11 protein-coding genes are annotated in these 14590 nt (G+C 55.1%); 1 reads left to right on the top strand and 10 read right to left on the bottom strand.

Annotated features, from left to right (window positions below):
• Positions 1-89: 89 nt before the first annotated feature.
• From aaeB to aaeX, 3 genes are read right to left on the bottom strand one after another with little or no spacing between them, the layout of a single operon-like run.
• Entirely contained in the window at positions 90-2057 is a 1968-nt protein-coding gene (aaeB, locus tag KE671_RS12510) for a p-hydroxybenzoic acid efflux pump subunit AaeB (RefSeq protein WP_206163213.1), read from the bottom strand.
• 5 nt (positions 2058-2062) lie between these two features.
• A complete protein-coding gene (gene aaeA, locus KE671_RS12515) occupies positions 2063-2995 on the bottom strand; it encodes a p-hydroxybenzoic acid efflux pump subunit AaeA (protein WP_152406186.1) in 933 nt (310 codons plus the stop codon).
• A gap of 7 nt (positions 2996-3002) precedes the next feature.
• Entirely contained in the window at positions 3003-3206 is a 204-nt protein-coding gene (aaeX, locus tag KE671_RS12520; protein WP_206163214.1) for a p-hydroxybenzoic acid efflux pump operon protein AaeX, read from the bottom strand.
• 182 nt (positions 3207-3388) lie between these two features.
• On the opposite strand from aaeX, the gene aaeR reads away from it, so the two are divergent.
• A complete protein-coding gene (aaeR, locus tag KE671_RS12525) occupies positions 3389-4321 on the top strand; it encodes an HTH-type transcriptional activator AaeR (protein WP_206163215.1) in 933 nt (310 codons plus the stop codon).
• Between the two features lie 42 nt (positions 4322-4363).
• Here aaeR and tldD read toward each other — a convergent pair whose 3' ends face one another.
• From tldD to mreB, 7 genes are all read right to left on the bottom strand, one after another.
• Entirely contained in the window at positions 4364-5809 is a 1446-nt protein-coding gene (gene tldD / locus KE671_RS12530) for a metalloprotease TldD (RefSeq protein WP_206163216.1), read from the bottom strand.
• 77 nt (positions 5810-5886) lie between these two features.
• Positions 5887-9687, bottom strand: coding sequence for an AsmA2 domain-containing protein YhdP (gene yhdP, locus KE671_RS12535; RefSeq protein WP_206163217.1), 3801 nt, complete (start codon positions 9685-9687; stop codon positions 5887-5889).
• Positions 9688-9743: 56 nt separating this feature from the next.
• Entirely contained in the window at positions 9744-11213 is a 1470-nt protein-coding gene (rng, locus tag KE671_RS12540) for a ribonuclease G (protein WP_042998334.1), read from the bottom strand.
• Positions 11203-11796, bottom strand: coding sequence for a Maf family protein (locus tag KE671_RS12545; protein ID WP_206163218.1), 594 nt, complete (start codon positions 11794-11796; stop codon positions 11203-11205). Before KE671_RS12545 ends, rng begins: the two co-directional genes overlap by 11 nt.
• An 8-nt stretch (positions 11797-11804) precedes the next feature.
• A complete protein-coding gene (gene mreD, locus KE671_RS12550) occupies positions 11805-12293 on the bottom strand; it encodes a rod shape-determining protein MreD (RefSeq protein WP_042998336.1) in 489 nt (162 codons plus the stop codon).
• A complete protein-coding gene (gene mreC, locus KE671_RS12555) occupies positions 12293-13321 on the bottom strand; it encodes a rod shape-determining protein MreC (RefSeq protein ID WP_206163219.1) in 1029 nt (342 codons plus the stop codon). The genes mreD and mreC overlap by 1 nt, the downstream gene beginning before the upstream one ends.
• A 63-nt stretch (positions 13322-13384) precedes the next feature.
• Complete coding sequence (gene mreB, locus KE671_RS12560) at positions 13385-14428, bottom strand: rod shape-determining protein MreB (RefSeq protein WP_000913396.1); 1044 nt, start codon at positions 14426-14428, stop codon at positions 13385-13387.
• Between the last annotated feature and the right edge of the window lie 162 nt (positions 14429-14590).

Below are 14590 nucleotides of genomic sequence, written 5' to 3' on the forward strand. Positions count from 1 at the left end.
GTGTTTTCTCCTTCTGATGTCATCAATTGCGCACATCGATTAAGTATAGCCATAAAAAAACCGACGCTTTTGGCATCGGTTTCTGAAGGTTAGCTGTCGGTTAGCGCATGCTGGTATTTGTGTAACATGCCGGTCAGTCGTTTCACCGGTTCGGTCACCTGCGGCGGCGCTTCCCAGACGCGCAGTTTTTCCTGATACACATCCAGCTCATCCAGAAGCTGGCCAAAGTAGCGTCGGCGCTTGTCGTCATTCACGGCAGAAATAACATGATCCGCCGTACGACGCAGCTGCTGGTGAAACGCAGAGAGATCGTCGTTGACCGGAATAGGGGCATCCCGCAGGCGCTGGTGTGCAATGATCATCGTTAGCGCCAGGCGGAACTTCGGTAAATCCCCCGGGAATTTATTCATCAACAGAAAAAGTTGCTGATAAAGCGCGGGAAGATGGTTCTCTTTGCGCCGTACCACGTTGGTGGTCATCGCTGACACCGCCGCAGAGACGAACTGGTTGAGCAGCACACGGCCCGTACGATCGCGAGAGTTATCGCGCACAATCACAATGACCAAAAAAGCCAGTACACAGCCGACAATCTGCCCTAACGCACTGTCCAGAAACTGGCTGAAGTGGAAGGTCATCGGGTTATCCAGCACGATAATGTTAATGGTGCTGGCCAGCGCACCCATTGACCCCAGCCGCCGCTTCTGTACTTCGATCCCCAGAAAGAACCCTAGCACCGCCAGACTCAGGCAGAGCAACAGCATGCTTTGCTGAGTATTGGGGAGGATCACCAGAAAATAGAGCGCCCCCAGCGGCAGTGCGGCAAGCGTACCGTAGATAAAATCGATAGCAACCATACGTGGGTTCGGCAGACGCATTGCCAGCGAAGTCACCACCGCAATCATCACCATCGCGCCGTTACCGGAAGTCCAGCCTGTCCACAGCCAGAACAGCGTTCCCAGCACACAAGAGAGCGTAGTGCGCCAGAAGTTCACCATGGCATGGTGACGTTCCGCAGACTCGACTTTCACCACCGGTTCTCCTTGCAACACCTCCTCTTCCGTGGCGCTGATTTTGGTGTTGCTAATCACGCCGCGCTTTAGCAGAAGATAGCGCGTTGCCGCCCCAGCCCAGGTATACAGCGTGACGGGCGTTTCACGTTCCCCGGTCCAGGCAATCACCCGACGCAGGCGCTTGAGCTGTTTATGTACATCCTGCGCGGTTTCAACCGGCATGGCGAAGAACTCGCGGAAGGTATCGGTGATCAGCTCAGGACGAGTGTTCTGAATCAGATACGTTTCGCAGGATTGCGTAATCATGGTCAGCGACAGGGTATTGATCGCCTTCAGACGGCGATTCGCCCGTGCCCAGCGAGAGGATTCCATGTTCAGGTTGCTGCGCATTCCTTCCAGCGCCGTAGCCCGACGCACCAGCGAGCCCCAGGCGTTGTCCACTTCTTCGCTATCACCGTGTTTAATGCACAACTGCATCAACTGGTACTGCGCCACCAGCAGACTATCAAGCTCACGATCGACCTCCTGCTTAATCGATCGCGGAGAAAAGAGCAGATCCGCGATGATGGCGCAGACAATGCCGATGACAATCTCGCTACAGCGTTCTACGGCAAATTGCGGCGTTAGCAGCGGTTCGGTTTGAATAGTGATGACGATAATCAGCGCGGTGTAGCCCGATAACCCCCACGCATAAGAATTCTCGACGCGCACCAGTGAAGAGATCCAGGTACAAAAACCCGCCCAGATACAGCACACCAGAATCATCAGCAGCGGCGCACGGATCATCGCAATGATGATCACCAGCGCCGCGATACAACCAATAAAGGTGCCGACAATACGCAGCATCCCACGATAACGAATCGCGCCGGAATACGGTTCGCCGCCGGCGGCAAAGGCCGGACCTGCCGCGACAATCGCCGCTGTCAGCACCGCCCAGCGTGGTGTTTCAAGCTGGAAATGGAAGCCAACAAACAGCGCAAGGACAATCGCGCTGGCCAGTTTGACCGCAAAGCGAATGTGCTGGTTGGCGATGGAAAAAATGCCCATCACAATTAACCAAATTCGCGCAAACGGTGCGCCATTTTACGGAAAAACGAGTCATTATTTTCGTCACGATCCTGCTTGCCGGTGATCACGACCGTCGCGGTAGTTCCGGCTGGCCACAGGTTTTCCTGCTGATCGTCAAGCTGGATACGAACCGGCACACGCTGCGCGAGGCGTACCCATTCCAGATTGGAATCGATCGTCGCCATCCCTTTGTCATCGCGTGTGCTGCTGGCATTGGTGACCCCTGCCGCGATGCTATCGACTCTTCCTTTTAACACCTTGTTACTTCCCAGCGGCGTGATCTCTGCACGATAGCCGGGGCGAACACCTTCGAGCTTGGTCTCTTCCATATAGGCCAGTACGTAAAAAGAGTTCTGTTTCACCAGCGCCACGGCGGTGGACCCCCGCGTGATAAACTCACCGGTATAGACGTTCAGGTTAGTCACCCAGCCATCCGCAGGCGCGCGAATGACGGTTCTTTCCAGATCTAACTTTGCGAGATCGCGGGTCGCCTGCGCTTTGGCAAGCTGATGTAATACGGTTTGCAGAACGTTGTTGGCCTGATCAATCTCTTCACGGGACATGGCCTGGACGCCAAGTCGGTTACGACGCCCGGCTTCCTGGCGTTTCTCTTGCGCCAGTACCTGGTAATAGGCGACGTCGGCTTCGGCCTCTTCCAGCGCTTTTTGGTAGCGTGGTTGATCGATGGTAAACAACACCTGATCTTTCTTCACCAGATCGTTATCGTGGACGTTAACATGCGTGATAAGTCCGGCAACGTCCGGCGCAATGGCAACCACATCTGCGCTAAAGCGGGCATCACGCGTCCACGGTGATTCGGTGTAATAGACCCAGGTACGGAAAATAGCGATGAATGCCAGGATGACCAGAACGAGGGTAATGGCCGTACGGGAGATTTTTCTTGTTAGTGTTTTCACTTCAACCTCAAACGAACAGGCGCGATAGCAAGTAAAAGAGACAGCAATACAGCGCAGTATTGAACAGCGCCGGATGCCAGACAAAGTCATAGATGCCCGTAGGCACCAGCACCCGACGCACCAGCCAGAAAATCGCCAGTGACAGAAGCAATTCAAAAAATATCGGTGGGAAGGACAGACCAAACACCACGATAACGGGAAACAGACTCATGTTGACCTTGATAGTTTAGAGAGTGCAGGCGATATAGTTTTCAGCGAATGTCGACGCGGAGAAGGGCAAGGAAAGCCAGGCGAGAGCGACATAGCCTTTATTTGAATAATAATATATTACCGTAACTGTTATGCTGTTATCTATAATATGTGATCTAAATCACTTTTAAGCCAGAGTGAATAATGGAACGATTAAAGCGCATGTCGGTGTTCGCGAAAGTTGTGGAGTTTGGTTCCTTCACCGCCGCCGCCAGACAGCTACAAATGAGTGTTTCGTCGATCAGCCAGACGGTGGCAAAACTGGAAGATGAACTGCAGGTCAAGCTGTTGAACCGCAGCACGCGCAGTATTGGGCTTACCGAAGCCGGAAAAATTTACTATCAGGGCTGTCGGCGTATGCTGCATGAAGTGCAGGATGTTCACGAACAGCTTTATGCCTTTAACAACACGCCGATTGGTACGCTGCGTATTGGTTGTTCTTCAACCATGGCACAAAATGTCCTCGCAGGGATCACCGCCAAAATGCTCAAAGAACACCCCGGCCTGACGGTTAATCTGGTCACTGGTATTCCGGCACCCGACCTGATTGCCGACGGTCTGGATGTAGTTATCCGCGTAGGTGCACTCCAGGATTCCAGTCTGTTTTCCCGTCGTCTGGGCGCGATGCCGATGGTGTTATGCGCGGCGAAAAGTTATCTCGCCCAGTATGGGATTCCGGAAAAACCAGCCGATCTCACCAACCACTCCTGGCTGGAATACAGCGTGCGGCCGGATAATGAGTTTGAGCTGATCGCGCCGGAAGGGATCTCCACGCGCCTGATCCCACAGGGACGATTTGTAACCAACGATCCAATGACCCTCAACCGCTGGCTGACCGCCGGCGCGGGCGTCGCTTACGTCCCGCTAATGTGGGTGATAAACGAGATCAACCGGGGCGAACTTGAGATCTTGCTGCCGCGCTATCAGTCCGATCCGCGCCCGGTCTACGCGCTGTATACCGAAAAAGACAAACTGCCGCTGAAGGTACAGGTGGTGATTAACTATCTGACCGACTATTTCGTCGACGTGGCGCAGATTTTTCAGGGAATGTACGGCCGCGGAAAAGAGAAAGTGTGAGGAAGACATCCTCTCCCGCTCCGGGAGAGGATAAAGAGCACATTACGCGGTACCACCGACGGTTAAATTATCGACTTTCAACGTCGGCTGCCCCACGCCAACCGGCAGGCTTTGACCTTCTTTGCCGCAGACGCCAACGCCGTTATCCAGCTTCAGGTCGTTCCCGACCATCGAAATCTGCTGCATCGCTTCGATACCCGAACCAATCAACGTGGCCCCTTTCACCGGCTTCGTCACTTTGCCGTTCTCAATCAGATAAGCTTCTGAGGTAGAGAAGACGAATTTACCGGAGGTGATATCCACCTGACCGCCGCCAAAGTTTGGCGCATAGATCCCGTACTCTACGGACTCAATGATCTCCTGCGGCGTGGATTTGCCCGGCAGCATATAGGTGTTGGTCATGCGCGGCATCGGCAGATGCGCGTAAGACTCGCGGCGGCCGTTTCCAGTCGGCGCAACGCCCATCAGGCGCGCATTCAGTTTATCCTGCATGTATCCTTTCAGAATGCCGTTTTCGATAAGGACATTGTACTGGCCCGGCGTGCCTTCATCATCAATAGCCACCGATCCCCGGCGATCCACCATCGTCCCATCGTCCACCACGGTGCACAGTTCAGAGGCGACCAGTTCGCCCATATGACCACTGAATACCGATGTGCCGCGGCGGTTAAAGTCCCCTTCCAGACCATGCCCCACCGCCTCATGCAGTAGTACGCCCGGCCAGCCGGCCCCCAATACGACGGGCAACGTCCCGGCTGGCGCCGCAACCGCGGACAGGTTCACCAGCGCCATGCGCACGGCTTCTTTCGCCCACGCGTCGGCGCGGACGTCGCCATCCAGATCGGCGAGGAAATAATCGTAGCCAAAACGCCCGCCACCGCCGCTGGCGCCGCGCTCACGTTTCCCCTCTTCTTCAACCTGCACGCTGACCGACAAACGCACCAGCGGACGCACATCGGCGGCCAGCGTCCCGTCAGTAGCGGCAACGAGGATTAATTCATACACGCCGGTCAGGCTGGCCGATACTTCCTGCACGCGGTTATCCGCTTCGCGGGCGACTTTATCGACGCGGCGCAGGATATCGAGCTTTTCTTCACGGCTCATGCTTTGCAACGGATCGACGCAGGTGTACAGCGCCGGATACGCCACAGCACCGAGGGTCTTTACTTTCCCGTCGCCGTTGTCACGTACAATGGTACGCGCAGCGCGCGCACTCTGTTCCAGCGCCTGCAGACTGATCTGATCAGCATAGGCAAATCCGGTTTTTTCACCGCTGATGGCGCGAACGCCAACACCCTGATCGATATTGTAAGAACCATCTTTAATGATGCGGTCTTCTAAAACCCAGGATTCGTGATAGCTCGACTGAAAATAGAGGTCGCCGTAATCAAGACGACGTTCGGCCAGTTGGCCCAGAATGGCAAACAGATCCTGATGTTTCAGGCCGTTCGCTGCTAGCAATTGTTCACTTACCAGGTTCAGACTCATCGTTATTGCTACTCGTTAGTGACTGCAGATAGAGGATCTATGTACTGAGAGTGGGGCAATTCCTTGCCCCCGTCAAATCATTGCGAATTTTCTTTCCGCGGCTGACGCAGGACTTCGTTGATTTGTGGTTTGTCGAGCGGACCCGTGATCCGATAACGCAGAATCGAGACTTTACTCCACAACGGTCCAAGCACTTTACTGGCAGCAAAGACTGCCGCACCAACGATGGGGTTCACCGCAAACGCGGCAGCTACCCCTACCGTGGCGGAGATTTCCGGTGCCACCACCGCTTCAACATCCAGCTCACGGCGCACCAGGTTGACCGACCCTTTCATGGCGATATCCGCTTCCAGTCCGTCCACCAGCGTGTCGTCGGTATGTAATATGCCGTCTTTGATCCAGGCGGTGCTGCGAATGGAATCGAAGTAAAATCCTTCATTGAAGGTATCGCTAAAATCGAAGCGCAGTTTACGCAGCAGTGCGTCAAAGCTCAACAGACGCAGCAACTGCCCGGCGTGCCCGGTACTTAGATCGGTGATCTCCCCTTTGCCCAGGCGAGTGCGGATAATCCCGTTCAGCGAGGCGTCCTCCGGCTGCCACGGCGGGTTGCGCCAGTGCAGATCGTAATCCACGTTGAAAGATGCGTTGCGAATCGGCGTAGAAACGCCAAAGAATCCTGCCGCAGCGTCAATTTTGCTACCCCGTAGTTTTCCTTTTAAAGAAGTACGCTCGCTGCCGGGGGTGTTTACCCACTGTCCATCTGCCGTCAGCCGGGTGAAGCCGGTATCCAGCAGGCCATTACTCAGGTTCAGAGTGTCGCCCTGAATGGCCACATCCGCATCGATACGTCCGTATTTCTGACCCCACATCCAGCACTCTTCACAGCGCAACTGAACGTCAGGCCAGCCGCGAAAACTAAAGCGTTCTACAGAGGCAAATGGCGATGCAGGCGCGTCGCTGTTATCCGCTTTGGCCACGGTGGGGTTGTAATAGAGGTATTTGATAAACGCCTGCCACGGCGCATTATTGCGCATTGCCAGCGTGGCGTTGATCTCACGCCCCTGCGCCTCGACTTTAGTCCCATTCGATGCCGGTTCAGAAACGAGGCTCAGGTTGTTCCACTGTTGTCCTCCCAACGTTAACGCTGGGGTGCGCAGCGTAATGTGCTGAGGGAAAATGGCGTTGGTGCCGACGTTGTCCGCCGCCCCTTTCTGAAACAGCGCCAGCCATTGCGCGCCATCCATCGCCGGGAGATTCAACTCGATCCCTTCCGCTTCAGGCAGCGGCGGTGCCGTCTGGCTTTCCGCCGTCCAGATTGCCCGATCCAGCGTCAGCTTCTGGTTGAGCAACCAGCGGCTATTGAAGTGGTTTTCCTGCCCGGCGCTACCGGTCAGCGTAAAGCGACGCAGGTCGCCAGTGGCGTTGATTTTAACGGGTAACGCCGCGCCAGCCTCTTTATCCAGCGGCGAAGGTAAGTGACTGCTTACATTCTTAAGATCGCCGTTGAGTTCGATGTTGTACGTCGCGCCGGAATGATACGGCAGATCGATACCCACTTTCCCGTTCCATGCCAGACTACCGCTAAGCGCGTCATTGACCTGCGAAGGCAATACGCCTGTGCGAGCGGGCTGCCAGTTGCCGTTGAGATTTACCGCGACCTGATAGGCTTTCGCCCCTTCCGTGGTGGTGAAATCAACGTTCAGCGGTTGATTAAACCAGTTCGCCGTCATCGGCTCGCTTTTCAGGTTGCCATTGGTAAAGCTGAATTTACCGTTGAGGTTTTTCAGGGTGGTGTCGAGCGGTTTGATAAACAGGCTGTTATCGCGCAGCGACACATCGCCTTTTGCGGTAACCAGTTCGCCGTCCAGCGGGATATCCAGATGTAAGCGAGCATTCACATCGCCGTCGATCTGCAATTGCTCAAGCGTGGCGCCCAGCGACGTCTTCAACGGTGTGTCGTCAAAATAGGGTCCCACCGCCTTGCCCGGCCCCTGAATATCGGCGTCAATCAGCAACTTTTCTTTAGCGTAGTCCGGGATAATAGCCGTCAGATTCGAGGCCTTCACGCCGCCTAAATTAACGCCATCAGTTTTCATCCACAGGCCGTCGTTAAGGAAATCCAGCTCGATATTCAGATCGGTCAGCGCAGGCCAGTCCGGCTGAAAAGCAAATTTCGCATTGCGCAGTGGGACCAGCACTTCAAACTGGCCTTCGTTGTGCTTGTACGGGAACAAATGCGGATTACCGCCGTACACCAGCGTCGCGTTATCCGCCTCACCGCCCTGAATCGCGCCGCTAAGATAATCCACCAGTTCCTTACCCATCAGGTTTTCCGGGAAGTAACGCCAGGCCTGTGAGCCATCATCAGTGCTAATCCCCGCCAGAATCCCCAGCCAGGGGTCATCGCCTGTCGGCTGGAGATAACGGAACCCACCACGCGCATGGACGGCTTTCGCTTTCACATCGATATTACGTCCGTCCAGTTGAAAACCTTTGTCATTCTTCAGCCAGCTCAGCGTGGCAACGCCATCTTCAATTTCTAAAGGCGCGCGAAAGACCGTTTCATAAGGCATTTTCGCCTGTTTCATCGACGCGGTCAGCGTGCCATTTTCCACGCTCCCGGAGAGCGTTCCGGAGAAGTGCTCCGCCCCCGGCAACAGCTTCCACTGTTTCCACGCCAGATCGCGCCATGAGGCCTGAAAACGAGTCTTTTCCGTGGCCTGAAGTGGGATATCCAGCGCCAGGGTATCGATATTTCCGCTCGGTTGGGTGGCAAGCCAGATATTCCCCAGCGCGGGTGAGAGCTTCGACACCATCGGGCGTAGCCCCTCAAGTCCTGTCAACGCCAGATGGCTGGCGCGGATGCGGAGTTCATCACTGCGTTTACTGTCCGCACCGCCAACTTCCTGCTCTGGGATCCAGGCAAGCTGTAACGCACCGCGCGGCCATGCCTTGCCGTCCATCGTGATGCGGGTATCAGGGATAGAAAACTGCCAGCCGGGTTGCTCACGACTGATATGCGCCGTCAGGTTGTCGACAGAGAGCGTATGAGTGTTGTTGTCGCCTTTCCAGCTTGCTCCGCCCTGTTTTAGCCAGACATCGCCACCGGCGATTTCACCTTTGCTGATGGTCATCCAGCCTTCGAGGCTAAAGCGCGCGGTCTCCAGCGCCACATTATCCTGCATCCATTTGCCCAACCACGGCTTCACGTCGATATCGTCAGCCTGCAGCCAGACCCGACCATTATTCAGCAACCCATCATCATCACGAAGATCCATGCGCACCTGCATGACGCCGTGCTGACCGGTCAAACTAGAGAGACTGACCTGTCCCTCCGCGCGATGGCGATTTTTACCATTAACCCAGGTGAGCTGCGGGATCGCCAGTTCAGCGCGCTGGCCGGACAGCGTCAAAAAGCTGATTTGGCTGTCGCGTAGATCGAAGTGATCGAACTGGCGCAGAAAGAGATCGTTGATTCGACTGGCTTCCAGCCCATCACCGCTTTCGCTGCGTTCAATCGGCGTGTTGGTACGGAAATTCAGTTGCCAGAAAGTGAGATCGCGAAACTGCCAGCGCATGTGCAACAAACTTTGCCAGACATCCAGCGCCAGAGTAACGCGTTTAACCGAGAATTCGCCGCCGTCTTTCAGTTCGGCGCGAATATCGCGTGCTTCGAGGGTGGGACCAAAATTTTGCCAGTTGGCAGAAAGCTGACTGGCCTGAACTGGCAGCCCAGTAGCAGACTCAATTTTGCTGAGGATCGTCGGACGCCAGCTGTCGAGATGCGGTAATACCAGGCGCAAACCACTGACCAGCAGCGCTACGACAACGACGAGCGCGGCTCCAGTGAGCAATAATATCCCCGGCAATCGCCTCACGCGTCTCTCCTTGTCTGCCTGAAAATGTGCCGCCCGTCACGCGGCACCGTATCGGTTTACATCATTACGACGTCAAACTGCTCCTGGTTATAGAGCGGTTCAATTTGTACTTTGACCTGTTTGCCGACAAAAATCTCCACTTCCGCCAGCGCGTGCGACTCTTCCCCTTTCAGGGTTTCCGCCACCGCCGGCGAAGCATAGACCAGGAAACGGTCCGAGTCGTATGCATGGTGCACACGAACGATCTCACGCATGATCTCATAGCAGACGGTTTCCACCGTCTTCACCGTGCCACGTCCGTGACAGGTTGGACACTCGTTGCACAACACATGCTCCACGCTCTCACGCGTGCGCTTGCGCGTCATCTCCACCAGACCCAACTGGGAGAAACCGTTGATGCTGGTTTTCACCCGATCTTTACTCAGCGCCTGCTCAAGCGAATGCAGCACCCGGCGACGGTGATCCTCATTATTCATGTCGATAAAATCGATAATAATGATGCCGCCGAGATTACGCAGTCGCAGTTGACGGGCAATCGCCTGGGTCGCTTCAATATTGGTGTTGAAGATAGTGTCATCAAGATTACGGTGGCCAACAAACGCGCCGGTGTTGATATCAACGGTGGTCATCGCTTCAGTTTGATCGATAATCAGGTAACCGCCGGATTTCAGTTCAACTTTTCGCTCGAGCGCACGCTGGATCTCATTCTCAACGTCAAAGAGATCGAAAATCGGCTGGCGTCCGCTGTAATGCTCCAGCTTGCTGGTCATTTCCGGGATGTACTCCGCAGTAAACTCCAGCAGGGCTTCATAGGTCAGACGGGAATCCACGCGAATGCGGTCTAACTGTGCGTCAGCAAAATCACGCAGCACACGTTGCGCCAGCGCCAGCTCGCCATACATCTGGTAACGCGTCTGCGGGCGCTTTTTGCGCTCCATCACCTTGGTCCAGACGCGCTTGAGGTACGCGGCATCCGACGCCAGATCGTCTTCACAAACGCCTTCTGCCGCGGTACGGATGATAAATCCGCCCTGTTCATCGCAGTACTCGGCGACCACTTTTTTCAGTCGTTCACGTTCGGCTTCACTTTCGATGCGTTGAGAAACGCCAACGTGCGAGGCGCCAGGCATGAAGACCAGATAACGAGACGGTAAGGTGATATCGGTTGTCAGGCGCGCGCCTTTGGTGCCCAGCGGATCTTTCACCACCTGCACCATCAGGTCCTGCCCCTGCCGCACCAGTTCTGAAATATCGCGAACGGTGAACTGTTTTTGCTCTTCGCCCGCCACGCATTCGGTGTGCGGCATAATGTCAGAAGCGTGAAGAAACGCGGCTTTATCTAGCCCAATATCTACAAAAGCCGCCTGCATACCCGGAAGTACGCGACTGACCCGACCTTTGTAGATATTGCCTACGATCCCGCGTCGCGCTTCGCGCTCAATATGAATTTCTTGCAGAATACCGCCATCTATGTACGCCACACGTGTTTCTGATGGCGTTACGTTTACCAACAATTCAGCCGTCATGTTTATCCCTTTTCTCACGCAGTGAGTTAAAATTGCTCAGCAACTCATACGTTTCAACCAGCGGTAAGCCGACCACGGCGTGATAGCTGCCATTTATCTTCCTGACAAAACAGCCACCCCGCCCCTGAATACCGTATGCACCTGCTTTATCCATCGGTTCACCGCTGGCTATATAGTCAGCGATATCCGCATCCGTCAACGCTCTGAACGTCACCTCGGTCATCACCAGACAATCGAGCACATACTGGCTATCCGCCAACGCAACAGCCGTCATCACCTGATGCGTTTGCCCGGACAATTTGCGCAACATCAGCGCCGCATGGTGGGCGTCACGCGGCTTCTCTAACACTTCACCGTTGAGAATAACGATGGTATCCGCGCCCAGCACAGGAAGATCGCGCGACGTCTGCATCACACCCGCCAGGGCTTTTTCCCGTGCCAGGCGCGACACATATTGTTGCGCGCTTTCCCCCTCGCCACGCTTCTCTTCGATGCCCGTGACAATTCGTTCAAAAGCAACGCCCAACTGCATGAGCAGTTCCTGGCGGCGCGGTGAACCGGAAGCTAAGTATAGAGACGTCATATAAACCTTTATTGCACTGCAAATTGCTGGCGGACTTTACGCATCAACAAGAAAAGCCACGGCCAGAGCACACCGTTGACTACACTACTCCAGAACACTTCAGGTCTGAAAGAGACGTTGATCACTAAAAACTCTGACCAGAAAACAATAATATCCACCACTAACGAAAGCAACATCACCACCAGCGCCTGCTGCCAGAGCGCCAGATTGCGAAAGAGCTGGAATTTCAGCGCAACCAGGTAAGCAATGATGCTCATCGACAACGCCCTTACGCCGAGAGTGGAACCGCTAATGAGATCCAGTATGGCACCCATCACGAAACCCGTGCCCACATTGACGCGGTGCGGCAGGGCGAGGATCCAGTAGAGTAAAATGAGCAGCACCCAGTTTGGCCGAAAGACAATAATCTCATCCGGCCAGGGCATCACTTGCAGTAACAGTGCGATAAAGAACGAGAGCCAGATAACCCAGCGACCCTGGCTACGATAGCTTGCCACTACTGGCCTCCCGGCGCACGCGCTGGAGGCGGCGTCGCACCAGCAGGCTGAGCGGCTGGTGATGACGTGATACCGGTCGCTGGTGCAGGGACGGGCGGCGGCGGCCCCATCATGTCCGGAGACGGCAACACTTGCGGCATCATCTGCAGCAAACGTTCATTCGCTACGCGATGTACTTCTTCCGGCGTCATTGGGTTGGCGCCGTTACGGTCGGCCCCCCACAGCAGCAGCAGATAACGCAGACGCTGTAAGCCCGCAGTAGGACGCGCCTGAATCACGGTGTAAGCTCGTTGCGTATCCAGCTTAACGGAAGAAACTACCCCCACAGGATAACCCTCAGGGAAACGTCCACCGAGGCCAGAAGTCACCAGCACATCACCAACGCGGATATCGGTATTGGCCGGCAGATGTTCGAGTTGCAGATCGTCAGTGCAGCCATTACCGGCCGCGATCACCCGGATGTCGTTGCGCAATACCTGAATAGGCAAAGCATGCGTGGCATCACAAATCAACAGAACACGGCTGGTCAGTTTCGCCACTGCGACGACCTGGCCGACAACGCCTTTATCGCTGATTACCGGCTGGCCTTCGTAAACGCCGTTCACGCTGCCTTTATCGATAACCACCTGGTCGCTGTAGGGATCGTTGACCGTGGAGATGACCTGCGTCACCATCTTTTGTTCATCCTGACGCAGCGGCGAACCCAGCAGCTCACGCAGGCGCGCGTTCTCCTGTTTGTACTGCCCCAACATCAATAGCTCGCTGTTTTTCAGCAGCAGTTCCTGGCGCAGCGCCCGGTTTTCAAGCTCAAGCTGATCGCGTGATGCGAGCGTTTGCGAAACGCCATCAAGCAGTTCACGGGGACCATTGGAAATAAAATAGAAAGGACTGACGGCGGTATCCATGTACGTACGAATCTGACTGAACGTACCCAGGCGGCTGTCGGCAATAATAACGCCGAGCGCCACCAACACCGCCAGAAGAAGGCGAATCTGTAGCGACGGGCCACGGCTAAAAATTGGCTTCATAAGTTTGCGTATTCTCGTATCAGAGTCGGCAGGACAGCATGACACTCTCCTGCCGGCATCCGATTACTCTTCGCTGAACAGGTCGCCGCCGTGCATATCGATCATTTCCAGCGCTTTGCCGCCGCCACGCGCCACACAGGTCAGCGGGTCTTCAGCAACAACAACTGGAATACCGGTTTCTTCCATTAACAGACGATCAAGGTTACGCAACAACGCGCCACCGCCAGTGAGCACCATTCCGCGCTCGGAGATATCAGACGCCAGTTCCGGCGGGCACTGTTCCAGTGCAACCATCACCGCGCTAACGATACCGGTCAGCGGCTCCTGCAGGGCTTCCAGAATCTCGTTAGAGTTCAGGGTGAAGCCGCGAGGAACACCTTCTGCCAGGTTACGACCGCGCACTTCGATTTCACGCACTTCGTCGCCCGGATAGGCAGAACCGATTTCATGCTTGATACGTTCTGCGGTCGCTTCACCGATCAGAGATCCGTAGTTACGGCGCACATAATTAATGATGGCTTCATCAAAGCGATCGCCGCCGATACGAACAGAAGAAGAATAGACCACGCCGTTCAGGGAGATAACGGCGACTTCTGTCGTACCGCCACCGATGTCCACAACCATCGAACCGGTTGCCTCAGAAACTGGCAGACCCGCGCCGATTGCCGCCGCCATAGGCTCTTCAATCAGGAAAACTTCACGGGCGCCAGCGCCCTGTGCGGATTCACGAATAGCACGACGCTCAACCTGAGTGGCACCAACCGGCACACACACCAGTACACGCGGGCTTGGACGCATAAAGCTGTTGCTGTGCACTTGTTTGATAAAGTGCTGGAGCATTTTTTCAGTCACGAAGAAGTCGGCAATAACGCCGTCTTTCATTGGGCGGATAGCAGCAATGTTGCCCGGTGTACGACCCAGCATCTGCTTCGCATCATGACCTACTGCAGCCACGCTTTTCGGTGAACCGGCACGATCCTGACGAATGGCCACAACGGAAGGCTCATTCAATACGATGCCTTGTCCTTTTACATAAATGAGGGTATTCGCGGTACCCAGGTCAATGGACAAGTCATTGGAAAACATGCCACGAAATTTTTTCAACATACTAAGGGATAATCCTGAAAGCTGGGGCGGAAAACAAAATCCGCTTACTTTACCAACCACACGCAGCAGCGACAAGGCGCAAAAATCATCTGCTACGGTGAAAATTAGTGCAGTTCGTTTCCTTTGTTACAAATCTCTACCTGAGTCCCTCAAGGCTGAGCA

It is taken from the genome of Citrobacter amalonaticus (assembly GCF_018252635.1).
In the GTDB taxonomy this organism is placed as follows: Bacteria; Pseudomonadota; Gammaproteobacteria; order Enterobacterales; family Enterobacteriaceae; genus Citrobacter_A; species Citrobacter_A amalonaticus_E.

What these genes read in the sequence shown, in the direction of transcription:
- tldD (WP_206163216.1), bottom strand. Translation starts at nt 5,809, where the DNA reads ATGAGTCTGAACCTGGTAAGTGAACAATTGCTAGCAGCGAACGGCCTG.
- KE671_RS12545 (WP_206163218.1), bottom strand. Translation starts at nt 11,796, where the DNA reads ATGACGTCTCTATACTTAGCTTCCGGTTCACCGCGCCGCCAGGAACTG.
- aaeR (WP_206163215.1), top strand. Translation starts at nt 3,389, where the DNA reads ATGGAACGATTAAAGCGCATGTCGGTGTTCGCGAAAGTTGTGGAGTTT.
- rng (WP_042998334.1), bottom strand. Translation starts at nt 11,213, where the DNA reads ATGACGGCTGAATTGTTGGTAAACGTAACGCCATCAGAAACACGTGTG.
- aaeX (WP_206163214.1), bottom strand. Translation starts at nt 3,206, where the DNA reads ATGAGTCTGTTTCCCGTTATCGTGGTGTTTGGTCTGTCCTTCCCACCG.
- mreC (WP_206163219.1), bottom strand. Translation starts at nt 13,321, where the DNA reads ATGAAGCCAATTTTTAGCCGTGGCCCGTCGCTACAGATTCGCCTTCTT.
- aaeB (WP_206163213.1), bottom strand. Translation starts at nt 2,057, where the DNA reads ATGGGCATTTTTTCCATCGCCAACCAGCACATTCGCTTTGCGGTCAAA.
- mreB (WP_000913396.1), bottom strand. Translation starts at nt 14,428, where the DNA reads ATGTTGAAAAAATTTCGTGGCATGTTTTCCAATGACTTGTCCATTGAC.